General features: G+C 66.4%; 23 protein-coding genes. 12 read left to right on the top strand and 11 right to left on the bottom strand.

The features are described 5' to 3' along the window. Positions 1-8 precede the first annotated feature (8 nt). Both ACX9OT_RS09130 and ACX9OT_RS09125 read right to left on the bottom strand, forming a co-directional pair. A complete protein-coding gene (locus tag ACX9OT_RS09130) occupies positions 9-515 on the bottom strand; it encodes a hypothetical protein (protein ID WP_223224724.1) in 507 nt (168 codons plus the stop codon). Between the two features lie 325 nt (positions 516-840). Next, a complete protein-coding gene (locus tag ACX9OT_RS09125) occupies positions 841-1,056 on the bottom strand; it encodes a hypothetical protein (protein WP_071227482.1) in 216 nt (71 codons plus the stop codon). A gap of 30 nt (positions 1,057-1,086) precedes the next feature. Here ACX9OT_RS09125 and ACX9OT_RS09120 point away from each other — a divergent pair, with 30 nt between their 5' ends. The 3 genes from ACX9OT_RS09120 to ACX9OT_RS09110 all read left to right on the top strand — a co-directional run bounded on the left by ACX9OT_RS09120 (position 1,087) and on the right by ACX9OT_RS09110 (position 4,557). Next, positions 1,087-1,416 carry a hypothetical protein gene (locus ACX9OT_RS09120; protein ID WP_006376346.1) on the top strand — a complete coding sequence of 110 codons (330 nt, stop codon included), beginning with the start codon at positions 1,087-1,089 and terminating at the stop codon, positions 1,414-1,416. A 167-nt stretch (positions 1,417-1,583) separates the two neighbouring features. Continuing rightward, positions 1,584-4,046 carry a S9 family peptidase gene (locus ACX9OT_RS09115; protein WP_459001768.1) on the top strand — a complete coding sequence of 821 codons (2,463 nt, stop codon included), beginning with the start codon at positions 1,584-1,586 and terminating at the stop codon, positions 4,044-4,046. A gap of 190 nt (positions 4,047-4,236) precedes the next feature. Continuing rightward, positions 4,237-4,557 (top strand): hypothetical protein, encoded by a 321-nt coding sequence (locus ACX9OT_RS09110; protein WP_182266377.1) that lies wholly within the window; start codon positions 4,237-4,239, stop codon positions 4,555-4,557. A 10-nt stretch (positions 4,558-4,567) separates the two neighbouring features. Here the strand turns inward: ACX9OT_RS09110 and ACX9OT_RS09105 are convergent, their stop codons facing one another. Further along, positions 4,568-5,551 carry a hypothetical protein gene (locus ACX9OT_RS09105; protein ID WP_049400168.1) on the bottom strand — a complete coding sequence of 328 codons (984 nt, stop codon included), beginning with the start codon at positions 5,549-5,551 and terminating at the stop codon, positions 4,568-4,570. Between the two features lie 138 nt (positions 5,552-5,689). Between ACX9OT_RS09105 and ACX9OT_RS09100 the strand changes: the two genes are divergently transcribed. Beyond that, complete coding sequence (locus ACX9OT_RS09100; protein ID WP_180845287.1) at positions 5,690-6,655, top strand: DUF2268 domain-containing putative Zn-dependent protease; 966 nt, start codon at positions 5,690-5,692, stop codon at positions 6,653-6,655. Between the two features lie 49 nt (positions 6,656-6,704). Next, a complete protein-coding gene (locus tag ACX9OT_RS09095; RefSeq protein WP_197573185.1) occupies positions 6,705-7,493 on the top strand; it encodes an SGNH/GDSL hydrolase family protein in 789 nt (262 codons plus the stop codon). Here the strand turns inward: ACX9OT_RS09095 and ACX9OT_RS09090 are convergent. Beyond that, positions 7,468-8,352, bottom strand: coding sequence for a LysR family transcriptional regulator (locus ACX9OT_RS09090; RefSeq protein WP_180845285.1), 885 nt, complete (start codon positions 8,350-8,352; stop codon positions 7,468-7,470). The two genes, ACX9OT_RS09095 and ACX9OT_RS09090, sit on opposite strands and share 26 nt — an antisense overlap. A 105-nt stretch (positions 8,353-8,457) precedes the next feature. On the opposite strand from ACX9OT_RS09090, the gene ACX9OT_RS09085 reads away from it, so the two are divergent. After that, on the top strand, positions 8,458-9,591 hold the full coding sequence (locus ACX9OT_RS09085; protein ID WP_459001764.1) for an agmatine deiminase family protein: 1,134 nt from the start codon (positions 8,458-8,460) through the stop codon (positions 9,589-9,591). Between the two features lie 6 nt (positions 9,592-9,597). Here ACX9OT_RS09085 and ACX9OT_RS09080 read toward each other — a convergent pair whose 3' ends face one another. Next, positions 9,598-10,143 carry a thioesterase family protein gene (locus tag ACX9OT_RS09080; RefSeq protein ID WP_032127705.1) on the bottom strand — a complete coding sequence of 182 codons (546 nt, stop codon included), beginning with the start codon at positions 10,141-10,143 and terminating at the stop codon, positions 9,598-9,600. A 69-nt stretch (positions 10,144-10,212) separates the two neighbouring features. Between ACX9OT_RS09080 and ACX9OT_RS09075 the strand changes: the two genes are divergently transcribed. The 6 genes from ACX9OT_RS09075 to ACX9OT_RS09050 all read left to right on the top strand — a co-directional run bounded on the left by ACX9OT_RS09075 (position 10,213) and on the right by ACX9OT_RS09050 (position 14,459). Then, a complete protein-coding gene (locus tag ACX9OT_RS09075; protein ID WP_049422101.1) occupies positions 10,213-10,788 on the top strand; it encodes a TetR/AcrR family transcriptional regulator in 576 nt (191 codons plus the stop codon). A gap of 52 nt (positions 10,789-10,840) precedes the next feature. After that, positions 10,841-11,224 carry a nuclear transport factor 2 family protein gene (locus tag ACX9OT_RS09070; RefSeq protein WP_032127707.1) on the top strand — a complete coding sequence of 128 codons (384 nt, stop codon included), beginning with the start codon at positions 10,841-10,843 and terminating at the stop codon, positions 11,222-11,224. A 153-nt stretch (positions 11,225-11,377) separates the two neighbouring features. Then, positions 11,378-12,157 (top strand): hypothetical protein, encoded by a 780-nt coding sequence (locus ACX9OT_RS09065; protein WP_071227489.1) that lies wholly within the window; start codon positions 11,378-11,380, stop codon positions 12,155-12,157. A 52-nt stretch (positions 12,158-12,209) separates the two neighbouring features. Then, complete coding sequence (locus ACX9OT_RS09060; RefSeq protein WP_071227490.1) at positions 12,210-13,055, top strand: energy transducer TonB; 846 nt, start codon at positions 12,210-12,212, stop codon at positions 13,053-13,055. Then, entirely contained in the window at positions 13,055-13,927 is an 873-nt protein-coding gene (locus tag ACX9OT_RS09055) for a hypothetical protein (RefSeq protein ID WP_458074964.1), read from the top strand. Before ACX9OT_RS09060 ends, ACX9OT_RS09055 begins: the two co-directional genes overlap by 1 nt. Positions 13,928-13,940: 13 nt before the next feature. After that, on the top strand, positions 13,941-14,459 hold the full coding sequence (locus ACX9OT_RS09050; RefSeq protein ID WP_071227492.1) for a hypothetical protein: 519 nt from the start codon (positions 13,941-13,943) through the stop codon (positions 14,457-14,459). 46 nt (positions 14,460-14,505) lie between these two features. On the opposite strand, the gene ACX9OT_RS09045 is transcribed toward ACX9OT_RS09050, so the two are convergent. From ACX9OT_RS09045 to hutI, 6 genes are all read right to left on the bottom strand, one after another. After that, positions 14,506-16,617 carry a TonB-dependent receptor family protein gene (locus ACX9OT_RS09045; protein WP_071227493.1) on the bottom strand — a complete coding sequence of 704 codons (2,112 nt, stop codon included), beginning with the start codon at positions 16,615-16,617 and terminating at the stop codon, positions 14,506-14,508. 187 nt (positions 16,618-16,804) lie between these two features. After that, a complete protein-coding gene (locus tag ACX9OT_RS09040) occupies positions 16,805-18,241 on the bottom strand; it encodes a serine hydrolase domain-containing protein (protein ID WP_071227494.1) in 1,437 nt (478 codons plus the stop codon). 150 nt (positions 18,242-18,391) lie between these two features. Continuing rightward, a complete protein-coding gene (gene hutU / locus ACX9OT_RS09035) occupies positions 18,392-20,059 on the bottom strand; it encodes a urocanate hydratase (RefSeq protein WP_111150194.1) in 1,668 nt (555 codons plus the stop codon). After that, positions 20,056-20,910 (bottom strand): N-formylglutamate deformylase, encoded by an 855-nt coding sequence (hutG, locus tag ACX9OT_RS09030; protein ID WP_459001759.1) that lies wholly within the window; start codon positions 20,908-20,910, stop codon positions 20,056-20,058. The genes hutU and hutG overlap by 4 nt, the downstream gene beginning before the upstream one ends. Next, positions 20,907-22,448 (bottom strand): histidine ammonia-lyase, encoded by a 1,542-nt coding sequence (gene hutH / locus ACX9OT_RS09025; protein ID WP_459001757.1) that lies wholly within the window; start codon positions 22,446-22,448, stop codon positions 20,907-20,909. The genes hutG and hutH overlap by 4 nt, the downstream gene beginning before the upstream one ends. Then, positions 22,445-23,668 (bottom strand): imidazolonepropionase, encoded by a 1,224-nt coding sequence (gene hutI / locus ACX9OT_RS09020; protein WP_459001756.1) that lies wholly within the window; start codon positions 23,666-23,668, stop codon positions 22,445-22,447. Before hutI ends, hutH begins: the two co-directional genes overlap by 4 nt. Positions 23,669-23,732 lie beyond the last annotated feature (64 nt).

Genomic DNA, 23,732 nt, shown 5'->3' with positions numbered 1-23,732 from the left:
GGCTCCCCCTACTGCACGGTGACAAGACGCACGCAGGCATGCGTGGCGTCGCCGAGGGCGTGAGGGTTCTCGGGCATGGTGTCGACCTTGATGCTCAGCTGCGGTCGATCGAAGCGGTCGTAGATCACCCGGCCGTGTTCGCCGCGCACCGTCTCGCGCTTGAAGCCGGCGGCATCCAGTGCGGAAGCGAAGTGGTTGAAGTCGACCTGGCAGATCGCCGCAGCCGAGGCCTTGCGATCGCTGCTGGTGTCCATGAAGTTCAGGTCCAGCCGCGCGTCGGCAGTGCCGGCCCGCTGCACTTCCAGTCCATAGCCCCATTCCGGTGTCAGCGTGCCGCCATAGCCGAAGTGGCCGGGGCCGAAGACCTGCGCGGGCGCCTGCATTGCCGCGGACAGGCGCTCGGCGGTGAGCTCGCGGGTGGAGGTCGTGACCTTGATCAGGTCCAGCAGGCGCAGCAGCAACTGCTCGGCATTGAGCGGTGAGGGCGAAGTGGTCTCGGATACGGCGGGGGCCATGGTGTCGGTTCCTTGAGAAGTCGGCGTGCGGTCGGCGGCATGTGCGCAGGCGCAGAGCGTGGTCGCTGAAAGTGCGAGCGTCCACGGTCGTATGAATGCGTACCGGGGCATGTGCGTTCCTTGCAGATTGAAGGCTGACCCTAGGGCCAGCCGGATGAAGCAGAGGTTAAGCGTAATCGAGGCACCCCAATGCGTTACAAAAAGGTGAACGGGTGCGCATTCTTCACTTGACCATTCCGCGCGCGATGTCAGCATCGGGTCCATGGAGCATCAACTTCGCGTGTGACCTTCAACAGGAGGCCGTCATGCAACAACTGCGCAGCTGTCACGCTTTACCCTGCATGCAATGCAACGCGTGGTGTTGACCCTGGTCTGATACGGCCACTTTGCCGGCACGGATGGCCGCCACCCACAGCATCTGCCACTGTTCACCCGATGCGGTCCCGGCATGCTCTTGCCGGCCCTGCAATAGACATACGCCCGCCAGATTGTCCTCTGCGTTGCCCGATGGCCTTCGCAGCGCGGAGGCTGGCTTGTCCATGATGATCCTGCAGGCTTTGGAGGTGCACCGATGAGCGACCAATACGAACGAATGCTGCCGGCCCTGGACGATGCCAAGGTCGAGGAAATGATCGGAAAACTGGTGCTGGTCGGGGTGACCCGCTACGGCGGCGACGGTCAGGTGCAGGGACTGGAGCAGTATGCGGGAACGGTGCTGCGCATCAGTGCCGATGAAGGCGTGGTGCTGGCCGACGAGAATGATGGCCACGAGCGTTACCTGCCGCCGATGCTTGACCAGTACCTGCCGGCCCAGCCGGGAGAGTACCGGATGAGCAACAGCGGCATGATCGTGGTCGACCCGGACTATCTCACCGCCTGGGACCTGCACGCCCAGCAGTAGTGGCAGGCCATGCCAAGCAGGTGCCGGCAGCTCCCCGGCACCTCCCGGAGATGCACTTTGCCCCATCCGGCCACTAGCCCTTCCGGCCCATTCACGACAACTCCTGCGGTGCTAGATTCGGGGCCATGCCCGATTCCGGGTACCCATTCACACCCCAGGGGATAAGGATGCTGATCCGTCGAACCTCTCTGGCAGCGGCCGTTGCCGTTGCCACCGTCGGCCTGCTGGCCGCTGGCCCGGCGCTTGCCGATTACGCGAAGCCGCCGGAACACCTGCTCAAGGTGCTGAAGGCACCGCCGCCGCCGGCGCCGAACGTGGCCCCGGGCGGCCAGCGCCTGCTGCTGACCACCGCGCAGACCTATCCGTCGATCAGCCGCGTCGCCCAGCCGTACCTGAAGCTGGCCGGCGTGCGCCTGGAGCCGAAGAACCGCAGTCGGCATGACACCCCCGGCGGCTACGGCATTCCGGCCTGCGTGGCCGACTTCACCCTGGTCGACATCGGCAGCGGCAAGGAAACCAAGGTCAACCTGCCGCAGGGCTGCGCCACCGGCGCGCTGTGGTCGGCCGATGGCAGCCATTTCGCCTTCCAGAATGCGGTCGATACCAGCGTGCAGCTGTGGGTTGGCGATGCGGCCACCGGGCAGGTGAAGCAGGTGCCGAATGTGCAGCTGAACCCGATCTTCGGCTACACCGTGCAGTGGCTGGGCGGCAGCCAGAACCTGCTGGTGAAACTGGTACCGGTTAACCAGGGCCCGGCACCTTCCAACGGCGGCGTACCGACCGGCCCGGATGCACAGGAGTCGCTGGGCAGCAGTGGCGAGAGCAGCACCTACGAGGCCCGCGACACGCTGACCAGCGTGCATGACGAGAAGCTGTTCGCTTATTACGGTGCCTCGCAGCTGGCCGTGGTCGATACCGCCGCCAACAGCGTGCGTCCGGTCGGGCAGCCGGCGCTGTTCAACGAAGTCAGCGCCGCACCCGATGGCGTGCACGTGCTGACCGAATCGATCAAGGCGCCATACTCGCATGCGGTGACCTACCAGCGCTTCGCCAACGACGTGGCCGTGCTGGACATCGCCAGCGGCAAATCCACGCCGATTGCCAGCCTGCCGCTGGCCGACCGCGTACCGGTGCATGGCGTGCCGGAAGGCCCGCGTGGCTTCGACTGGCGTGCCACCGATCCGGCCACCCTGGTCTATGCCGAGGCACTGGACAAGGGCGACTGGAAGGTCAACGTGCCGCACCGCGACCGCGTGCTGATGCTGAAGGCCCCGTTCAACGGCAAGCCGACCGAAATCACCCGTACCGCGCAGCGATTTGAGGGCTTCGCGTGGACCGCCGATCCGGCCGTGGCGTTCCAGTACGAGAACGACGAGAACCGCCACTGGATGCAGACCCGCATCGTCGATGTGGACCAGCCGAAGAAGGAAGGCCGCCTGCTGTGGGACATGTCCAGCGACGAGCTGTACGCCAACCCCGGCAACCTGGTCTTTACCCGCTTGCCGAATGGCGCGCAGGTGGTGCGCCGTGAGGGCAACCATGTGTTCCTCAGCGGCCGTGGCGCGTCGCCGCAGGGCGACCGTCCGTTCCTGGACCGCCTGGACCTGGGCACCCTGAAGAGCGAGCGCCTGTTCCGCAGCAGTGCCGACGCCTACGAACAGTTCCTCGGTTTCAGCAGCACGCCGGGGCGCTACCTGACCTGGCACCAGTCGGTGATCGATCCGCCGAATGCCTTCATCCGCCAGCAGGGTGAGGCAGTGGCTGATGCGAAGACCGGCGAGGCGCAGTTCGCGTCCACCGCGACCGCGCTGACCAAGCTGGTCGACCCGACCCCGGAAGTGCGCCAGATCAAGAAGCAGCTGGTGACCTACAAGCGTGCCGATGGCGTGGACCTGTCGTTCACCCTGTACACGCCGCCGGGCTACAAGGAAGGCCAGCGCGTGCCGGCGATCCTGTATGCGTACCCGGCCGACTTCGCCAATGCCGCGCAGGCCGGCCAGGTGTCCGGTTCGCAGCAGACCTTCACCCGCCTGCAGCCGTACCGCCTGATGCTGCTGGCCGGCTACGCGATCATCGACAACGCCTCGTTCCCGATCGTGGGTGACCCGAAGAACGCCTACGACACTTATCTGGAGCAGCTGGAAGCCGACGCCAAGGCGGCGGTGGACAAGGCCGTGGACATGGGCGTGGTCGACCGCAACCGCATCGGCGTGACCGGTCACAGCCACGGTGGCCTGATGACCGCCAACCTGATCGCGCATACCAAGCTGTTCAAGGCCGGCGTGGCGACCAGCGGTTCGTACAACAAGACCTTTACCCCGTTCGGCTTCCAGAACGAACGTCGCTCGGTATGGCAGGCGCAGGACGTGTACCTGAAGGCCTCGCCGTTCTTCTATGCCGACAAGATCAAGCTGCCGCTGCTGCTGGTGCACGGTGAGGACGATGCCAACCCGGGCACCGAACCGTTCCAGTCGCGCAAGCTGTACCAGGCCATTCGTGGCAACGGCGGTACCACCCGCCTGGTGATGCTGCCGAACGAACCGCACTGGTACACCGCGCTGGAGTCCAACGAGCAGCTGGTGTCGGAGATGCTGAACTGGTTCGACACCTACGTGAAGAACGCCAAGTGAAGGAACAGGAAGGCCACCTCTGGGTGGCCTTCCTGCATCCTGCTGTAGCGCCGAGCCCACGCTCGGCTGTAACCAGCCGCACGTGCTCTGCAATCAACTGTGGAGACTCGGTAACGACGTGTTACCGGCACATTCGCGTGCCACGCAAATGGTCTAGGCTGAACCTGATCGCTCGTTCCAGGTCGGTGCAATGAAAGCCATTCTCCTTGCTGCAACGTTGTCGTTGGCCCTGGTTTCAACGGCATATGCTCAGTCGTTTCCCGCTGAGCTGACGCAATTGGGCATCATCGCCGGCATGCCTTACGCCAAGGCCAAGCGCCTGCTGGATGCCGCAGGCTGGCAGGCGAAACCTGCGCAGGGCGCGCCGGAGTCGCTGGAGGGCTTTCCGGAAGTCGGATGCCAGAAGGACGGAAAGCAGTGTGCGACGACCTTCGAAAAGGACGGTCAACAGATCGCGGTGCGGCTGGGCACTACCCTGGCAGGGCAGCCGTTCGTGCAGAGCGCTGACTGAGCACCCGCCCTCACGCCAGCGGTAGGCGGTCCTGCGCGTGGGAAAACCCGTCATGCAGGTCGCGCACGTGCTCGGCCTTGGCATGCACCCGGGTGGTATCACCGAAACTGCGTAGATAAGCGCAGGCTGCGAAGCCGGCGCTCTTCTTTTCGTACTCGGCAATCCAGGCCAATCGATCCGGATTGTTGGCCTGTTCGGATGACCACGCGGCCACTGGCGGCCGGATGCGGTACTTCAGGCCGACGCGCCACGGCTTCGGTGTCAGTCGCGCACGGAAGCAATGCTGCAGCCGGCACATGCGCGCGTACAGGGTATCGGTGCCCAGTGCCTTGAAGAATGCCTGCAGCTGCTCGTCCTCCGGGGAGAACGTGGCATGCATCGCCAGTACGCGCAGTCCCGCAGGCGTCCGGTAGGCGCGCAGATGCCAGTGGGGGTGTTGTTCGCTGAAGGCTTCCACGCGTCGCAGCGCCAACCCCTCGGCGCCCCCGGCGGCGGCCAGCCGCTGCCTGCGGCGCATCAGCAATGCCGCATTGACCAGAACCACCGCCGCCACGCCCAGCACCAGTCCCACCAGCCAATGCCACAGCAGTGTGCCGGTGACGGCGCCGGCAAGCAGCACGACCGCCGCAACGATGGCCGGCATCACGCAGCCGGCTGGCGGCTGCGCATGGTCGATGTCGGCGAACAGTACGTCCGGGCTGTTGAGGCACAGTGCGCCATAGCTGTTGCGGGTGATGACGACGTCGCCGTCGCGCTGCACGATCTGCTCGCGGATCGGCACGCCTTCCACGCCGTAGTTGCTGCGCACTTCGCGACGCGGCAGCACCTGTCCGGCGAGGATGGCATTGAGGGCTTCATTGGCGCGGCGGTCCGCGTGCACCTGCGCCTCGGCAGGGCCTTCGTCGGACCAGCCGAAGCGGCGCACCACCACCGGCCGGCCACGGAAACGGGCCTGCAGGCGGGCTTCGGCCCAGTAGGCGGGAACGATCATCATCGCGGGGTGCTCTATCTTCCGTGGCAGGTGCCAACGCGAGTCTGGCACAGCGCCGGGGTGCCCGCATCTGCTTGCTGCGGCGGCCGGGCCGGAGTGATAGATTGCGCGCTTCGCATGCACCCCACCAAGGACGGAGCGATGTCCATGATCCTGCGCGGCCTGTTGGCCCTGGCCTGTGCCGGGGTGGTTGGCATGGCCACGGCGGCGGCACCGGCCGGGCCGCAGATTGTCACTGACGATGTCAGCCGCTTCTACGCGCTGTACGACAACGCAGGTGGCAAACCCAGCGTTGCGCAGTTGCGTGGCTACATGGCCGAGGGTTCGGCGGGCCTGGCCGAGCTGGCCAAGGCGCGCCGGGTCACCCCCGAGCGCATTGCCGAGTCCATCGCCAGCCAGCCGGAGCTGTATGTGCAGGGGCGAAGCTGCCTGGCCGAACTGCCGGCGGTGAAACAACGTCTGACGCAGGTGTTTTCCAACCTGCAGGCCATCTATCCGCAGGCTGCGTTTCCGCCGGTGACCATCGCCGTCGGCCGTGGTCGTCCGGTAGGGTTGACCTCGAAAAGCGGCGTGATCATCGGCCTAGAAGCGCTGTGCGCAGCCGATTTCATGAATCCCAATGTGCAGGACCGCTTCGTGCATGTGATCGCGCACGAGTACGTGCACATCCAGCAGACCGGCCTGACCGACTTCGAGCCGGGCGACCCGCATGCGACGGTGCTGCGTGTTTCGTTGGGCGAGGGCATTGCTGAGTTCATCGCCGAACTGATTTCCGGCAACGTCGGCAACGGGCGCCATGCGGCCTGGACCCGTGGTCGGGAAGTGCATATCGAAAGCGCATTCGCGCTGGATCTGGACAGCAACGATCTGTCGCCGTGGCTGTACAACTACAAGCCCGGTTCGCAGGAGCCCTATGACCTCGGGTACTGGGTGGGATACCGCATTGCCAAGGCCTATTACCTGCAGGCCAAGAACAAGCGTGACGCGGTGCGTGCGCTGATCCAGCAGGACAACCCGAAGGCGATCCTGGCCGCCAGCGGCTGGACGCCGGGTATGTGGATGCCGGCGAAAGTCACGGGTGTGGCGGCGCGTACGGCTGCACGCTGAGCACAGGGTGGGGCGTTAGACTGCTGAAGATGATTTCAGGAGTACCCGCATGCGTGGACCTGTTGAGCTTGCCACTGCCACTGTCGTGGCGTTGGGCCTCGCGTTGGCTTCTCCGCTGGGCGCCGTTGAGGCCGTCGCAGTCAACCCGCTGCTGCAGACGCCCATCGACCAGTTGCGCCCCGACGAGGTTCGTTTCATGCAGCAGCGCCTGGCCGATTTTCCGGAGCTGCAGCGCTATCGTGATGCCAACGCGCAACTGCCTGAGGCCGTGCCGGGCCAGCCGCGCGTGGTGTTCTTCGGCGACTCGATCACCGAAGGCTGGGGTGCGGAAGGCAGCGCTGGATTCTTCCCCGGCAAGGGCTGGCTCAACCGTGGCATCAGTGGCCAGACCACGGCGCAGATGCTGGTGCGCTTCCCGCAGGACGTGCTGGCACTGAAGCCACAGGTGGTGGTGATCCTGGCCGGCACCAACGACATTGCCGGCAACACCGGCCCGTCCACGCAGGCGATGATCGAGGACAACCTGCACGCGATGGTGGACCTGGCGCGTGCACATGGCATCGCCGTGGTGCTGGCATCGGTGCTGCCGGTCAGCGATTACCCGTGGCTGCCTGGAACAGCGCCAGCGCCGAAGGTGCGTGCATTGAACACGGCATTGAAGCGCTATGCCGATGCGCAGCAGCTGGTCTATCTGGACTACTACACGCCGATGGCCAATGCGATCGGCGGACTGGACCCGCAGTTGGCGGAGGACGGCGTGCATCCTACGGCGAAGGGCTATGCGGTGATGGCGCCGTTGGCCGAGGCGGCGGTCAAGCGCGCGCTGCAGCAGAAGTAGCTCCGCCGAGCAGGCTTGCCAACAACCACTCGCAGAAACTGATCACCAGCGGATCGGCTGCACTCTCCTCATGTACCAGCCAACTCCAGCGTGGGCCGCGCACGCGTGCATCATCCAATGGTTGCAGCAGGCCTTGTTCGCAGGCTCGGGCTGCCAGCAGCTCGCTGACCAAGGCGATACCCAGCCCTTGGCACGCGGCATCCAGCAACTGCCCGGGCTCGGAGAAATTCATTCCCTCGCGACGCTGGCCGACATCGGCGCCACCCTGTACCTGCCATTGGCTCCAGTCCATCTCGCGCTCGCCATGCAGGGTGAGGCGTTCGTGCGCCGGTGTGGCGAGCAGGGCCGGATGGCAGGCTGGATAGAGACGATCCCGCAGCAGCACGCGATGCTGGCACTGCGCCTGTGAGTCGAGGTCATCACGTACCGCCACGTCCAGCGTCTGCGTGGTCATGTCCGGCGCTTCCTCGCTGGTCAGCAGCCACAGATCGGCGTCGGGATGCAGCCGGTGAAAGCTGGCCAGGCGTGGCACCAGCCAATGCCGAGCAAAGGCCGGGCTGGCGTTGACGATCAGTTGATTGGGCTTGCGGTACTGATCGAGCCGGCGGATGCCGCTGGCCAGCTGCCGCAGCAGCGCCTGCGTTGTTTCCAGCAGGTCGATGCCGGCATCGGTGAGGGTGACGCTGCGGCCCTGCCGGAAGAACAACGGCTGCTGCAGCGACGCTTCCAGACCCCGGATCTGCTGGCTGATGGCCGACTGGGTCAGGTGCAGTTCCTCCGCCGCACGGTGGAAACTGCCCAGCCGGGCCGCAGCCTCGAAACCCCGTAGTGCGTTCAGTGGTGGCCAGTGCTTGAGCATTTCAGATAAATAAAACTGTTCAATTGATGGCTGAATCTATCGTTTGTTCTTATGTGTCGGCAAGCGCAGCATAGCGCCCATCCCACACCGGCCATGGAGCCTGTCATGAGCAACCGTCGTCACTTCCTCACCCAGCTGGCGGGCGCCGCCGGCCTTGGCGGCCTGGCTGCTCTGGGCCTGGCCGGGCTGCCGGGTCGCGTGGCTGCAGCAGGGCCAGGTGCGGGGACTTGGCGCATGCCGGACGAGCACGGCCCACAGGAACGCGTGTTCCTTGCCTTCGCCGCGCAGCCGCGGGTGTGGGGCGCGCAAGCCGATGCGGTGAACACCGCCGTGGCGCGGTTGGCCAGTACCATCGCGCGCCACCAGCCGGTCAGCGTGCTGTGCCGCCCGGCGCAGTTGAAGCAGGCGCAGGATCGCTGTGGCCGCGACAACATCGAGTTCCTCGAGGTGCCGCTGGATGACATCTGGGTGCGCGACTATGGTGGGTGCTTCGTCACCGATGGCCAGGGCGGGCTGGGCCTGGTCGACTTCAACTTCAATGGCTGGGGCGGCAAGCAGAGCGCGCGCAACGATGGCGCGGTGGCGCCGTGGCTGGCGCAGGTGACCGGCGCGACGCTGCTGGAAAGCGATCTGGTGGGCGAGGGCGGTGGCATCGAAGTCGATGGCCATGGCACGGCCATCCTCACCGAAAGCTGCTGGGTCAACCGCAACCGCAATCCGGACTGGTCGCGCGCGGATATCGAGGCCGAGCTGAAGCATCACCTGGGCCTGCGCAAGGTGATCTGGCTGCCCGGCATCGCCGGCAAGGACATCACCGATGCGCACGTGGACTTCTATGCGCGCTTCGTACGCCCGGGCGTGGTGATCGCCAATCTGGACAACGATCCGGAGTCCTACGATTACGACCTGACCCGCGAGCATCTGCGGATCCTGCGCGGGGCCACCGATGCCGATGGCCGTCGCCTGCAGGTGCATACGCTGCCGCCGCCGCAGGACGGGCGCGACAACGTGCATACGCGCGACAACGACGATCTGGCGATGGGCTACATCAACTACCTGCCGATCAACGGCGCAGTGGTCGTGCCGCAGTTCGGAGACGACGAAGCCGATGGATTCTGCCGCGAACTACTGGAAGACATGTATCCCGGCCGCGTGATCGAGCAGGTGGATATCGATGCCATCGCCGGTGGCGGTGGCGGCATCCATTGCGTGACCAAGAACATGCCGAAGGTGGGCTGACGCGTCTCAGGCGTCGTCCTGTTTCAACGCCGCATCGGCAGCCAGCAGCGCCTCGGCGGCCGCACTGAGCGGCGGCGACGGCGGGGCGACCACGCCGATCGCTTCCATCATCTTCGGCATGCCCAGGAACTGCCGCGCGCGACGGTCGTAGATGCCGGTGACCAGCAGTGCACGGGTGGCGATCTTCTGCTCGGTACCGATCAGCACGCGCTGCTCCATGATGCCGCGCGAACCGACCCAGCCGACCAGTCGCGTTTCCAGGGTGAAGCGCTGGAATGGCTTGAGTTCGCGGCGGAACTGGATGGTGCCGGCGCCGACGATCGGTGCCCACTTCTCGCGCAGCGCCACCCGGCCCAGGCCCATGCGCAGGATCAGGTCCAGCCGGCCCAGATCGAAGATGTTCCAGTAGCGGCCGTTGGTCATGTGCAGGTTGCTGTCCAGGTCGTTGGGCAGTACCCGGAACTGCAGCCGCGAGACCCCGAACGGCGCCTCCAGCTTCGGCCGGAACAGGCTGCACAGCAGCAGGTGGAGCAGGCGGAACCAGAGATTCATGGTTATGACGACTGTTATAGAATCGCCGATACGCTAATTTATGACGACTGTCCTGGCAAGGAGCCTGCCGTGAGCCCGCGCCCCTCTGATGCGCCACAACGCGTGATTGATGCTGCGGCACAGATGCTGGCGCGCGTGGGTCTCAATGCCACCAGCATCCGTGAGGTGACCAAGCTGGCCGAGGCACCGCTGGGCTCCACCTATCACCACTTTCCGGGCGGCAAGCAGGAGCTGTTGGCGCGTGCCACCCACATGGCCGGCGACAAGGTCGAAGCGTTGCTGGTGGAGCTGCTGAAGGGCGGGGCGGTGCAGGGCCTACAGCAGTTCCTGACGATGTGGCGCGAGCGCCTGCTGCGCACGGATTTCCGCGCCGGCTGCCCGGTGTTGGCCGCTGCGGTGGAGGAGCCGGTTGACGCGGTGCACAGCCAGCCGCGCGCGGCAGCTGCAGAGGTATTCGCGCGCTGGCAGGGCCATCTGGCCGCAGCGTTCGTCGCCGACGGACACGATCCGGCCGCCGCAGGTGGGCTGGCCAGTCTGGTGATTGCCAGCGTGGAAGGTGCGGTGGCGATGTGCCGCGCACTGCAGGACATCGCCCCGTTCGACCAGGTGGCCGCGCAGTTGTTGAAAGCCGCCGCGCGACCTTGATCCGGCGGCACGGTCGCGGGAGACTCGGCGCAGGCCCTGACTGGACGCCGCCATGGACGAATCGCACTGCCGCCACCTGATCGAGCACTACCTGCAGGCCTACAACCGCTTCGACATCGACGCCATGCTGGCGGTGCTGGCGCATAACGTGCGATTCGAGAACCACAGCGGCAGCCAGCTGACGATGGTCACCGAAGGCATCGATGCCTTCGGCGAACTGGCACGGCAATCGGCGCCGTTGTTCCGCGAGCGCGAGCAGCGGTTGCTCGAGTTGACCTTCGAGGATGGCATGGCGCTGGCCAGCATCGGCTGGCGTGGCGTGTTCGCGCAGGACATTCCCGATGGTCCCAGTGCGGGCACGGAACTGGCCCTGCAGGGACGCAGCGAGTTCGCTTTTGAGGACGGTCGCATCGTGCGGATCATCGACCGCAGCTGAGGATCGATGGCACAGGTCCGCCGTCTGGACAGCGGACCTGCCCGCGGTAGAATCCGCCCACCACCGCTTACGCGTGCCCGGCAAGGATGTCCGCATGCAGTATCAGGTTTTCGAGCTTCCACGCTGCACGATCTGCGGCATCCAGCGGCGCCGATGAAACGCACCCGTTTCTTTACACGCAGCCCATTGAAGCTGCCGGCTAATCGCGGCAGTGAAGTCGTGCGCGCGCGGCAGCATCTGCAGCAGCTCGGCTGGCCGCGCCTGCAGATGGCGCTGATCGTGGCCCTGACCGGTGCGGCCGGTTTCCTCGCCTCGCACCTGCTGCGTCTGGCCGGTATCGACGCGATGCTGCTGCGCTACCCGATGGCCGTGCTGCTGGCCTATGGCGTATTCCTGCTGCTGATGTGGATCTGGATCCGCTGGCGCTGGGACAACGTGCTGGATGGCCTGTCGCCGGATGTGGGCAGTGGCAGCCCATCGCCTCGCGGAAGTGCCGTGGAACCACCGTGGAGCGGCGTCGGTGGCCGTTCTGGAGGTGGCGGCGCGTCAGCTTCGTGGAATGAGTCGGCGCGGGTCAACGGCGACGATGCCGGTGAGCTGCCATTGACCGGCCTGGCCGAAGACGAAGCGGGCCTGCCGTTGCTCGCGATCCTCGGCCTCGTCGCGCTGCTGGCGACCGTTCTGCTGGCCAGCGTGTGGGTGGTTTGGTCGGCGCCAGTGCTGATGGCCGAGCTGCTGGTGGACGCGGCCATTGCCGGAGGCCTGTACCGGCGCATGCAGGGCATGCGGGAGCAGGGATGGTGGCGCGTATGCGTGACGCACACGATCTGGCCGCTGCTCGGCCTGCTGCTGTTCTTTGCTGTGCTGGGTTGGCTTGCGCAGGCGCTGGCTCCAGGAGCGACCCACCTGCTGCAGGTCATTCAAGCAGTGTAGCGCCACGTTCCCGGCCGATATCCCAACCTGCTTCATTTCTTCGAGGAGCTTCATGCGACAGCGCATTGCACGGAAGCGCATCCTGACGACAGCGGTCGTCCTGTTCGTGGCTGCTGGCGCAGCGCTGATGGCCAGCGTGCGCCCGCAGTGGCGGCAGGATGTCAGCCCGCCTCCGATCAATCTGGGAACGGCACGGATGCAGGCCGAGGTGATGGCAGAGCTCATCGACCTGCGACCGACACCGCCAGGAAAGCCGCCAGTACCACCGATTCCAATGAAGGCAGTCTCCTCCCCGATGCTGACTGGCAACAGTGCGTTCGCGACCGCGGAGGTGCCACTGGCAGATGTCGCGCCAGCACACTTCGAGCCGCGCGGCTGGGAACCCGACATGCCATTTGCAGTGATGGAATGGACTGCGCCTTCCTGCGGTGAAGGAGACCCCGTCCCGGTCTGCCAGGTTCGTCACAGCGTCGTCGAGTGGCGCGATGATGACAGTGCGGCGTCCTTTCAACTTCAGCAGCATCTGGAGGCGATGCTGCAGGTTGCGAACCGCCGGGCTGTACGCGTACCCGACCTCGCGTTTGAGCTTGCGCATGTGCGAGCGCAACGGATGACGTGGGACGAGCTTCAGCAACGGCGCGCACGCGGCGTCGAGGGATGCACGGGTGGCCCGGGCAATCCGGATCTGGGCGTTGTCTATCTGCAGCGCCCTGTGTTCAGCCTGGACGGGAACTGGGCAATGGCATCGATCGCCTCGGATCTGTGCAGTGGAGGAACGGCGATGCGCGCCCTCTACCTTCTGCACCGCAGCAAGGGCGGATGGGAGCGTGTTCGAGTGGATCCTGTCCGCTATATGAGCTTTGGCCACGGCCTGTGGCCCGCGTTGCCGGAGTCGTGATGACAGATACCTCGTTCAAGCCGGACCGTGACTGCCAACAACGGATCGTCTGGCGACGCATTGCGTCGTTGGCGGCGGCGCTGTCGGCTTTGGCTCTCATGGCCGGAGTCTGCAGCCTGCGCCCGAGGTGGCAGCAGGCGATCGGTCCGCCATTGGTCAACCTGGGAACGGCGCAGATGCAGGCGGAGGCGATGGCGCTGGCGATCCGGCAGAGGCCGCCTTTCTCCCCTCCACCTCCGCCAGAGCCGCAGCCAACACCAGTTCTGCCATCGCCGCTGAGCGAGGTGCCCACAGCACCGCAGACGCCGTCCACGCGTGTCGATCGATGGCGCCCGCAGGAGCAGCCACAGTTGACCGACCCGGTGGGGGAGGACATCTACGTGATGGAGCAGACCTTGCCCTATTGCTGGCCGGGCAGCAGTGCCTCCACCTGCCAGGAGGTGGACGATCTGGTCCTGCCGCTGGACGATTGGTGGCCGCAGGACATCCATGCGCTGCGGTTGCAGCTGCAGGCGGACCTGGTTCCCGCCAATCGCCGTTCCACGCCAGTGCCTGCGGCCGCATTGGCCGGTGCGCAGCGGATGGACAGCGCGGGGCTTCGAGCGCTGCGGGAGCAGGGGTGCGGGGCAACGGTGCATGGGCCGACTCGGACATACGACCACGTCGTCTATCTGACCCGGCCCGTTTTCAGCGTCGATGGGCAGTGGGCTATGATCGCGGTCGCCTGGGATTCGTGTTCCGACGATTTCGTCTACCGGGAGCTTGTCGTACTGCATCGGGAACAAGGACGCTGGATGGCCGAACCCCCGGAACGGGGTCTGGGCGGCGTATGGGACGGCCGCGTACTGCGGCCCTGGACGTACAACCACTGACGAGGAAGAGCGCATGGATGTCGCTGCACGCAGGAACAGGATGTTGTTTCGTTGGATCATGGTGACGCTGCTGGCTGTGTTGTTGCCGTTTGCAGCACTGGCACAGCCTGCAGCCGGGCAGGCCGATGGCGCCGAAGCCGCTACTGCCGCGGAAGAGGCGCAATGCCGCGCCTGCACTTATGAGCGCATTGGGCCCAAGGTCGATATCGGCCTGGTGGCCCTGATTTCGCTGCTGGTGGTGGGCCTGTTGGTGGCGGTATCCCGCGAATGGGGTACCACCTCGCAGCGCTGGACCTGCCGAACGCTGGCCCTGTTGCTGGTGGGTTTCGGTGTGGCGTTGCTGTGGTGGGCTGGCAGCATCGTCTACCTGGGCTACAACCCGTGGCAGGAAATGGCTGCCCCCGTCGATGGCTCGCTCACATCGACACTGCTCACTACCTCACCGAAGTGGTTGGCGGCGATGGTGCTGATCGGCTTCGCGCCGTCCATCTGGAAACGCAGCGAGCGCCTGCCGGCGTGGCGCATCAGCTGACATTGAAACGGCGGCGCTGGATCACACCCGGCGCCGCCTGCGGTCATCAGTCAAAGCGCAAACGCACACCAGCGTAGATGCCACGGCCTTCGCCCGGCGTCGAGCGGGCAATATCCTTGCCGGCATCGTTGTAGCCTGGCGTGACCGTGGCGGCGTAGTGGCGGTTGCCGATGTTGCGCATCTCCGCCCAGGCCTGCCAGCGACCGCCGGGTGCGTCGTAGCCGATGCGGCTGCCGAAGATCACATGGCTGTCAGCCCAGTAGCTGTTGGCGTAGTCCACCGCGATGCGCGAGGCGTATTCGGTATTGAGCGCAGCGTACAGGCCGGACGCGTGATCGAAGCGCAGCTCGGCCTGGTAAGCGTGGCGCGGCAGGCCGGGCAGGCGGTTGCTGCCGAAACGCGCATCGTGGCGATAGCGGAAGTCACTGAAGGTGTACGCCTGGCGCAGCGACAGGCGGCCCGGCGCAGCCTGCCACAGGGTGCTGTCCAACCCGGCTTCGATGCCGCGGTGAACGGTGGGGCTGGCGTTGTTCTCGGCGATGAACAGGTTCGGCACCGGTTGCAGTTCGACGCTCAGCAGTTCGTGGTTTACGTGCGCGTAGTAGCCGGTCAGTTCCCAGCGACCCAGCGCCGCGTCACCGCGCGCGCCCAGTTCCAGCGTTGTGGCGGTCTGGTTCTGCATCGGCACCGGCGTGCGCTGGCGTCCGGTGGACGGGCCATTGCCCGGCCTGAAGTACTGGTTCGAGCCCCAGATCATCGACCACGGGTGCGGTGCTTCCACCGAGCGGCTTAGGTTGCCGAACCACTGGGTCTGGGCGCTGTGCTGCCAGGTGAAGCCCAGTCGCGGCGCATAGTCCCAGTCGTGGTCGCGCAGGCGGCCGCCGCTGCTCGGCCAGGTCACCTGTACATTCCGACGGGTGTTGATCAGTGCCAGCCCGGTCTGCATGCGCAGGCGGTCATTGAAGGTGAGGGTATTGCCAACGTGCAGCGTGCTGTCGGTGCCGTGGTGGCGGAAGTCACGCGTGCGCGTGCCGGTGGCATAGCCGTTGCTGGCAAAACGCAGCGACTCGCGCACATCGGCGTCCAGATCGTGGGTGACGCGCAGGCCGACCGTGGTTTCGCTGTCCAGGCCGAACAGCCGGTGGCGGTGGCGGTAGTCCAGTGTGGCGTTGAGGTTGGCGTAGTCCAGCTGCTGGCGGTACAGGCTCTCGTTCAAGTCCATCGGGTACTTGTGATAGACCAGTCCCGCCTGCAGCGAGGAATCCTCATCGATCTGCAGCGTGGTGACGTTGCCCACCCACGTGCTGCCGGGCTGCGGGCGACGTGCATCGATGGCCAGGTTGGCTGGGTTCGCCGCGTGCGGGTCATTGCGGATCTGGTCGCGGGTCAGGCGACCGGGTGCTTCGTGATTGGTTTCGCGGTAGCGCACGAAGAAGCGCGTCTGCAGGTCGGGCGTGATCTGCCAGCCGATGTTGGCCATCGCGCCCTTGCCGTCGCCGCGCGCATGGCGCTGATAGCCATCGAACTCGGTATCGGTGTAGGCCAGGAAGTAATCGACATCGCCACTGACGCCGCCCCAGCTGATGCCGCGCTTCTGGTAGCCACGGCTGCCGGCTTCGTAGTGCAGTTGCACGCCCGCCGAATCACGCCCGCTGCGGCTGACGTAATCGATGGCACCGCCCAGCGCCAACGCGCCGCGTTCGAAGCCGTTGGCGCCGCGCAGGACTTCCACGCGCGACAGCCACAACGGCTCCAGCAGCTCATAGGGCGTACCACCCGGGCCGGTCAGCGGCAGACCGTCGATCGACACAGCGATGCCCGAGGCGTGCGCACCCGGGCCCCGGTTGATGCCCGACCCACGGATCGAGATCTTGGTGCCTTCGTTGCCCGGCGACTGTGCGCTGATGCCCGGCTGGTAGGCCAGCACATCGGCACTGCTGGACAGGCGGCTGTCGGCCTTGGCCACGTCGATGACATTGCTGGCGCCGGGCACGCGCGTCAGCGCCGCGCGCGCCTGCGCGCTGGCATCGGCAGCGGCGGTGACCTGCACGGCATCCAGCGTGGTGGCCTGCGGGGCCGCAGCGGCGGTGGAGGAGAGGCCAAGAGAAACGGCCAGGAACAACAGCGACGGGGCGGGGCGGTACGACGAGAGCGACATGCGGGAATGCTGTAAACCACGAAAGTGGCGCGCAAGTTAACAGGTCGGCGGCGTCACGTCACCCATCGGCGGCGTATGGCCGCCCGCGCTCCTTGTAGAGTCGAGCTTGCTCGACTGTCTTTCGCTTTCTGTAGAGTCGAGCCTTGCTCGACTGCCTCTGTGTCCCGGAGTCGAGCACGGCTCGACTCTACAGAGCCGGCTTCGCCAGCGCCTTGGCCTTTGCATACAGCCGATCGGCCGCTTCCTTCTCACCCAGCGCCGCATGGCATTCCGCCAGGCTGTCCCACGCATTTGCCGAATCCGGATACAGCTCGGTGTTGAGAGCAAATACCTTTACTGCCTTGCGTGCCCCGAGGCTCTCGCGGATCGCGTAACCATCGGCATTGATCGCGCGTTCCAGTTCACTGGCAGCAACCTTGTTGCTGTCGCGCAGCCAGCGATGCACAGCTTCGGCCGCGCCAGCGCTGTCATCCAGCGCATACGCGATCAGTCGCTCGGACAACACCGTATGTGGGAATTCCTCCGGCGCGGCCACCGCCATCGTGCTCTCCACCAGCGTGCTCGACCAGACATTGCGGGCGCTGCCGTTGGTCAGGTACACGAATACCCAGTAACCGCTGGCCAGCGTGCCCTTGTAGGCCAGCCGTGCCCGCACGCGGGTGCCACCATCGTGGCCGACCTGGGTGTAGCCGTCGCTGCGAGTGGTGTCCCAACCGGTGGAGAAGAAGTTGCTGCCGCCGCCGCTCAGCTTCTGCGGCTGCCAGAGCGTTTCCAGCGTTGACGTGCGCAGCAGCTTGCCGGTCGCCAGCGCCTGCAGGAACCGGTTCATGTCGCCCACGGTGGTCTGCAGGTCGGCGTGGCCCCAACCGTAGCCCGGCCAGGGGTCTTCGTTCGCTGGCTGCAGCTGGCCGTCCTTGCCGATGTAAGGCACTGCCGCGCGCGTGGCTGGGACGCTGGTGACGCCCCATGAGGTGCTGGTCATCTTCAGCGGTTGCAGGATGCGTTCGCGCGCGATGGCCGGGTAGGGCTTGCCGCAATGCGCTTCCAGCAAGGCGGTCAGCACCAGGTAGTTGGCCTGGGTGTACTGCACTCGGCTGCCGGTGACGAACTGCATCGGTGTCGCGCCGGCCACCTTCAGTGCAGCGCCAAGGTTAGGCGCCACTCCGGTGTAGCCCTTGCTCACCCAGCGGTTGTCCACCCGGTCGTAATACTCGCCGATACCCGAGCTGTGGTTGAGGAAATCGCGTACGTGAATGGTCTGCCATGCCGTCGGTAGGTCCGGAACATAACGGCTGGCCGGTGCGTCCAGATCCACCTTGCCCTGGTCGACCAGCTGCATCACCAGTGTGCTGGTCAGCAGCTTGGCCATGGATTGCGCGGCGAAGATGGTGTCGACAGTGGCAGGCACATGGGCAGCGGGATCGCGTTCGCCGCTGGCGCCCTGGTAGAGCACCTGGCCGTTGTGGGCGACCAGTACCGCCTGGCCGGCAATGCCGTAGCGCTCGCGGTTGCTCTGCAGTTGGGCGTGGAGCTGTGAAGAGAGGCCGACGCGGAGGTCACGCGCGGAAGCGGGCGGAGCAGCGAACAGGGCGCAGAGCAATGCAGCAGCAAGGGTGCGGTACATCGCGGTGATCCGTCAGCGGTGATGGCGCATGTTGGTCAGCGGCGGGGGAGCGGGTCAAGGGCACCGATTCCCGCATCAGGGAGAGCCGGCCAGCGGCCGGCACTACCCTACGCTTCCGGTAGTGCCGGCCGCTGGCCGGCACCCCTGCGATCAGCCCAGGATTCCTGGCAGATCCAGCCCCTTTTCCTTCGCGCAGTCGATCGCGATTTCATAGCCTGCATCGGCATGGCGCATCACGCCTGTGGCCGGGTCGTTCCACAGCACGCGGCCAATCCGCTTGGCCGCGGCCTCGGTGCCGTCGCAGACGATCACCATGCCGGCGTGCTGCGAGAAGCCCATGCCGACGCCACCGCCGTGGTGCAGCGACACCCAGGTCGCGCCGCTGGCGGTGTTGAGCAGGGCGTTCAGCAGCGGCCAGTCGGACACCGCATCGGAGCCGTCGGCCATCGCTTCGGTTTCGCGGTTTGGCGAGGCAACGCTGCCGCTGTCGAGGTGGTCGCGGCCGATCACCACCGGCGCCTTCAGTTCGCCGTTGGCGACCATCTCATTGAACGCCAGGCCGAGACGATCGCGGTCGCCCAGACCCACCCAGCAGATGCGCGCGGGCAGGCCCTGGAACTTGATCTTTTCGGCGGCCATGTCCAGCCAGCGGTGCAGGTGCGGGTTGTCAGGAATCAGTTCCTTCACCTTGGCGTCGGTCTTGGCGATGTCTTCCGGGTCGCCGCTCAGCGCGGCCCAGCGGAACGGGCCGATACCACGGCAGAACAGCGGACGGATATAGGCCGGCACGAAACCGGGGAAGTCGAAGGCATTGGCCACGCCTTCTTCCAGCGCCATCTGCCGCAGGTTGTTGCCGTAGTCCACGGTCGGCACGCCCAGCGCGTGGAAGCCGAGCATGGCGCGGATGTGGTTGGCCATCGACGCGCGCGCGGCTTTCTCCACTTCCTTCGGCGCACTCACGCGCTTCTCATCCCACTGCTCGACCGTCCAGCCCTGCGGCAGGTAGCCGTTCACCGGGTCGTGCGCGGAGGTCTGATCGGTCAGCAGGTCCGGCTTCACGCCGCGCTTGAGCAGTTCAGCCAGTACGTCGGCGACGTTGCCGAGCAGGCCCACCGACTTCGGCGTACCGGCCTTGCACGATTCATCGATCAGCCGCAGCGCTTCGTCCAGGTTGTCGGTCCAGGTATCCAAGTAGCCGGTGCGCAGGCGCATGTCGATGCTGCTCTTGCGGCACTCGACGGCCAGGCAGGACGCGCCGGCCATCACTGCAGCCAGCGGCTGCGCGCCGCCCATGCCGCCCAGGCCGCCGGTGAACAGCCACTTGCCGGTCAGGTCGCCACCGAAATGCTGGCGGCCCATCTCCACGAAGGTCTCGTAAGTGCCCTGCACGATGCCTTGCGCGCCGATGTAGATCCAGCTACCGGCCGTCATCTGGCCGTACATGGCCAGGCCCTTCTTATCCAGCTCGTTGAAGTGGTCCCAGTTGGCCCAGCGCGGCACCAGGTTGGAATTGGCGATCAGCACGCGCGGCGCATCGGCATGGGTGCGGAACACGCCCACCGGCTTGCCCGACTGCACCAGCAGGGTCTGGTCATCGTCCAGGCGCTTGAGGGTTTCGACGATGGCGTCGAAGCTCTCCCAGTCGCGCGCGGCGCGGCCGATGCCGCCGTACACCACCAGTTCCTGCGGGCGCTCGGCCACGTCCGGGTGCAGGTTGTTCATCAGCATGCGCAGCGGCGCTTCGGTCAGCCAGCTCTTGGCGTTGAGCGTGGTGCCGGTCGGCGCGGCGATGGTGCGGGACGGGTCGTTGCGGGTCATGCGGCGCTCCGGTTCGTAGCGAATTCAAGGCAGGCGTTGAGCACCTGCGCCAGGGTGTGGCGCAGCGGTGCGGCGTGGTCGGGGTCGAGCGGGGTGGGCCAGCTGTGTTCGTCCACCTGGTCCGGCAGGGGTTCGTGCATGTAGCCGCGGCAGGCCAGCTCCATCTGCAGGCTGTGCACGCCGCCGGCGACGTTGCTGTAGTGGCGGGTGATCCAGCCGCCCTTGAAGCGGCCGTTACGCACCTGGCTCATGCCACTGATCTTCAGCAGGTTCTCCACCACATCGCTCAGCGCGTTGTCGCAGGAGGTGTCCGGCGCGCCGGAGGGGCCGGCGGTACCGAGATTGAACTGCGGCAGTTCACCGTCGAACAGGTGCGGGATATGCGAGCGGATCGAATGCGCGTCGTACACCACCACGGTGCCGTGGCGTTCACGCAGGCGCGTGATCTGCGAAGCCAGCGCATCGTGGTAAGGCAGGAAATACGTGTCGCGGCGACGGGCTATTTCCGTTTCATCCGGCTCGCGGCCCGCGTGGTACAGCGGCTGGTTGTCGAAGGTGGTCAGCGGGCACAGGCCGGTGGTGTTCTGGCCCGGGTACAGCGACACGCCGCTGGGATCGCGGTTGAGGTCGATCACCGAACGCGAGATCGCCGAACGCACCGTGGTCGCGCCCATGCCGCGCACGAAGTCGTACAGTTCGTGCACCCACCAGTCGGCGTCGCGACGGGCCAGCCACGGCGAGTGGTAGTCGCCGATCAGGTCGTGCGGCAGCTCGCTGCCGGTATGCGGAAAGCTGACGATCAGCGGGGCATCGCCTTCGTGCACCGTCAGCCATTCGGGATGGACATTCATGCCTGCGGTTCCACGGTTGGCAGAAGCCCGGCCAAGCCCTGCGCCAGCGCGCCACTGCGCACCAGGTTGGTGGCGGTCACCATGTCCGGGTGGAAGTAGCGGTCTTCTTCCAGCGTCGGCACCTGCGCACGCAGGGTGGCGCGCACGGATTCGAGCGCGGCACTGGAGCGCAGCGGCGCGTGGAAGTCGCAGCCCTGCGCGGCGGCCAGCAGCTCGATGCCGATCACGTTGGCGGCGTTCTCGGCCATCTGCATCAGGCGGCGCGCACCGTGTGCGGCCATCGACACATGGTCTTCCTGATTGGCCGAGGTCGGGATCGAATCGACGCTGGCCGGGTAGGCGCGCTGCTTGTTTTCCGAGACCAGCGCGGCGGCGGTCACCTGCGGAATCATGAAGCCGGAATTCAGGCCCGGGCGTGGGGTCAGGAACGCCGGCAGGCCGGACAGCGCCGGGTCGACCAGCATCGCCAGGCGGCGCTCGCTGATCGAGCCGATCTCGCACACCGCCATCGCCAGCATGTCGGCGGCGAAGGCCACCGGTTCGGCGTGGAAGTTGCCGCCTGACAGTGCCTCGCCGGTATCGGTGAACACCAGCGGATTGTCGGACACGCCGTTGGCTTCGATTTCCAGCGTGGTCGCGGCCTGGCGCAGGATGTCCAGCGCTGCGCCCATCACCTGCGGCTGGCAGCGCAGGCAATACGGGTCCTGCACGCGCACGTCGTTGTCACGATGCGATTCGCGGATGTCCGAGCCCTGCATCAGCGTGCGCAGGGTGGCGGCCGTGGCGATCTGCCCGCGCTGGCCGCGGATGGCATGGATGCGCGGGTCGAACGGGGTATCCGAGCCCTTGGCCGCTTCCACCGACAGCGCGCCGGTGACCAACGCGGCCTGGAACACGGTTTCGATCTCGAACAGGCCGGCCAGCGCATAGGCGGTGGAGAACTGGGTGCCGTTGAGCAGCGCCAGGCCTTCCTTCGCGCCCAGCTCGATCGGTTGCAGGCCGGCACGTGCCAGTGCGTCGACCGCCGGTAGGCGTTCGTCACCGATGAAGGCTTCGCCGACGCCCAGCATCACGCTGGCCAGGTGCGAGAGCGGCGCCAGGTCACCCGAGGCACCCACCGAGCCCTGTGCGGGCACCACCGGCAGCACACCCTTGACCAGCATTGCTTCCAGCAGCAGCAGGGTTTCCTCGCGCACGCCCGAAGCGCCCTGCGCCAGGCTGACCAGCTTCAGCGCCATCATCAGTCGCACCACATTCGCCGGCATCGGCTCGCCCACACCGGCCGCATGCGAGAGCAGGATGTTCCGCTGCAGGGTAGCCAGGTCCTCGCGCTCGATGCGCACGCTGGCCAGCTTGCCGAAGCCGGTGTTGATGCCATAGACCGGCGCGCCCTTGGCGACGATGGCGGCCACGGTCGCGGCACTGGCACGCACCACCGGCAGCGCGGCCGGGTCCAGTGCAAGCGGCGCACCGCGATAGACCTGCCGCCACTGGGCGAGGGTGACATGGCCGGGGCGAAGAACCAGGGTGTTGCTCATGTGTTGCTCCAGGAGGCAGGCAGGTCGGGCTGTCCGCGCACCACGCGCGCGTGCAGCGGGTTGAATCCAATGCGATAGACCAGGTCGGCGGGGGCGTCGATGTCCCAGATCGCCAGGTCGCAGTCCATGCCCACGGCGAGGCGGCCGATGCGCTCGCCATGGCCCAGTGCGCGCGCCGCTTCACGGGTGAAGCCGGCGATGCATTCGTCCACGGTCAGGCGGAACAGGGTGGCGCCCATGTTCATCGCCAGCAGCGGGCTGGTCAGCGGCGAAGTGCCCGGATTGCTGTCGGTGGCCAGCGCCAGCGGCACGCCGGCCGCACGCAGCGCAGCGATCGGCGGCAGGGTGGTATCGCGGGTGAAATAGAAGGCACCGGGCAACAGCACGGCGACGGTGCCGGCGGCGGCCATCGCGGCGATGCCGGCCTCGTCCAGATGTTCGATATGGTCGGCCGAGAGGGCACCGAAGCTGGCGGCCAGTTCAGCACCATGCTGGTTGCTCAGCTGCTCGGCATGGATCTTTACCGCCAGCCCGTTAGCGCGCGCCGCTTCTAAGATCTGCCGCGCCTGTGCCGGCGAGAAGGCGATGTTCTCGCAGAACACGTCCACCGCTTCGGCCAGGCCTTCGGCGGCGATGGCCGGAATCATCACATTGCACACCTCGTCGGTGTATTCCTGTGCTTCGCGGCCCGGCGGAATCGCGTGTGCGCCGAGGAAGGTGGTCACCACGTTGACCCGGCATTCCTCGCCCAGCGCACGCGCCACCTGCAGCTGCTTGCGCTCGTCGGGCAGGGTCAGGCCGTAGCCGGACTTGATCTCGAGGGTGGTCACGCCCTCGGCGCGCATCGCCAGCAGGCGCGGCCGGCTTTCGTGCGCCAGCTGTTCCGGTGTGGCGGCGCGGGTGGCGCGCACGGTGGAGACGATGCCGCCGCCGGCACGGGCGATGTCGGCATAGCTGACGCCCTGCAGGCGCTGCTCGAATTCGTTGGCGCGGTTGCCGGCGTAGACCAGGTGGGTGTGGCAGTCGATCAGGCCGGGCGAAATCCAGCGGCCTTCGCCGTCGATGCGGGTGGTCGGCTGCAGGTGGGCATCGCTGCCGGCCGCGCCGACATGGACGATGCGGCCGTTGGCGCAGGCCAGTACGCCATCGCGGATGACACCCAGCCCCTCGCCATCGAGGGTGATCAGGTGAACGTTGGACCAGAGGGTATCGACGTGCATGGCATCCACAACGCGGCTGTGCTTATATGTCTATACAATATAGGCGTCCATTTCGGGTTGTCCA

Source organism: Stenotrophomonas genospecies 3 (genome assembly GCF_054473855.1).
This window is presented reverse-complemented; position numbering and strand designations above follow the sequence as displayed.

Bases quoted from the DNA above. Each gene is read 5' to 3' on its own strand.
- ACX9OT_RS09070 (WP_032127707.1), top strand. From the start codon at position 10,841: ATGGACGAATCGCACTGCCGCCACCTGATCGAGCACTACCTGCAGGCC.
- ACX9OT_RS09130 (WP_223224724.1), bottom strand. From the start codon at position 515: ATGGCCCCCGCCGTATCCGAGACCACTTCGCCCTCACCGCTCAATGCC.
- ACX9OT_RS09055 (WP_458074964.1), top strand. From the start codon at position 13,055: ATGACAGATACCTCGTTCAAGCCGGACCGTGACTGCCAACAACGGATC.
- ACX9OT_RS09085 (WP_459001764.1), top strand. From the start codon at position 8,458: ATGAGCAACCGTCGTCACTTCCTCACCCAGCTGGCGGGCGCCGCCGGC.
- ACX9OT_RS09115 (WP_459001768.1), top strand. From the start codon at position 1,584: ATGCTGATCCGTCGAACCTCTCTGGCAGCGGCCGTTGCCGTTGCCACC.
- ACX9OT_RS09040 (WP_071227494.1), bottom strand. From the start codon at position 18,241: ATGTACCGCACCCTTGCTGCTGCATTGCTCTGCGCCCTGTTCGCTGCT.
- hutH (WP_459001757.1), bottom strand. From the start codon at position 22,448: ATGAGCAACACCCTGGTTCTTCGCCCCGGCCATGTCACCCTCGCCCAG.
- hutU (WP_111150194.1), bottom strand. From the start codon at position 20,059: ATGACCCGCAACGACCCGTCCCGCACCATCGCCGCGCCGACCGGCACC.
- ACX9OT_RS09095 (WP_197573185.1), top strand. From the start codon at position 6,705: ATGCGTGGACCTGTTGAGCTTGCCACTGCCACTGTCGTGGCGTTGGGC.
- ACX9OT_RS09080 (WP_032127705.1), bottom strand. From the start codon at position 10,143: ATGAATCTCTGGTTCCGCCTGCTCCACCTGCTGCTGTGCAGCCTGTTC.
- ACX9OT_RS09105 (WP_049400168.1), bottom strand. From the start codon at position 5,551: ATGATGATCGTTCCCGCCTACTGGGCCGAAGCCCGCCTGCAGGCCCGT.
- ACX9OT_RS09125 (WP_071227482.1), bottom strand. From the start codon at position 1,056: ATGGACAAGCCAGCCTCCGCGCTGCGAAGGCCATCGGGCAACGCAGAG.
- ACX9OT_RS09045 (WP_071227493.1), bottom strand. From the start codon at position 16,617: ATGTCGCTCTCGTCGTACCGCCCCGCCCCGTCGCTGTTGTTCCTGGCC.
- ACX9OT_RS09065 (WP_071227489.1), top strand. From the start codon at position 11,378: ATGAAACGCACCCGTTTCTTTACACGCAGCCCATTGAAGCTGCCGGCT.
- ACX9OT_RS09110 (WP_182266377.1), top strand. From the start codon at position 4,237: ATGAAAGCCATTCTCCTTGCTGCAACGTTGTCGTTGGCCCTGGTTTCA.
- ACX9OT_RS09100 (WP_180845287.1), top strand. From the start codon at position 5,690: ATGTCCATGATCCTGCGCGGCCTGTTGGCCCTGGCCTGTGCCGGGGTG.
- ACX9OT_RS09060 (WP_071227490.1), top strand. From the start codon at position 12,210: ATGCGACAGCGCATTGCACGGAAGCGCATCCTGACGACAGCGGTCGTC.
- ACX9OT_RS09050 (WP_071227492.1), top strand. From the start codon at position 13,941: ATGGATGTCGCTGCACGCAGGAACAGGATGTTGTTTCGTTGGATCATG.
- ACX9OT_RS09090 (WP_180845285.1), bottom strand. From the start codon at position 8,352: ATGCTCAAGCACTGGCCACCACTGAACGCACTACGGGGTTTCGAGGCT.
- ACX9OT_RS09120 (WP_006376346.1), top strand. From the start codon at position 1,087: ATGAGCGACCAATACGAACGAATGCTGCCGGCCCTGGACGATGCCAAG.
- hutG (WP_459001759.1), bottom strand. From the start codon at position 20,910: ATGAATGTCCATCCCGAATGGCTGACGGTGCACGAAGGCGATGCCCCG.
- hutI (WP_459001756.1), bottom strand. From the start codon at position 23,668: ATGCACGTCGATACCCTCTGGTCCAACGTTCACCTGATCACCCTCGAT.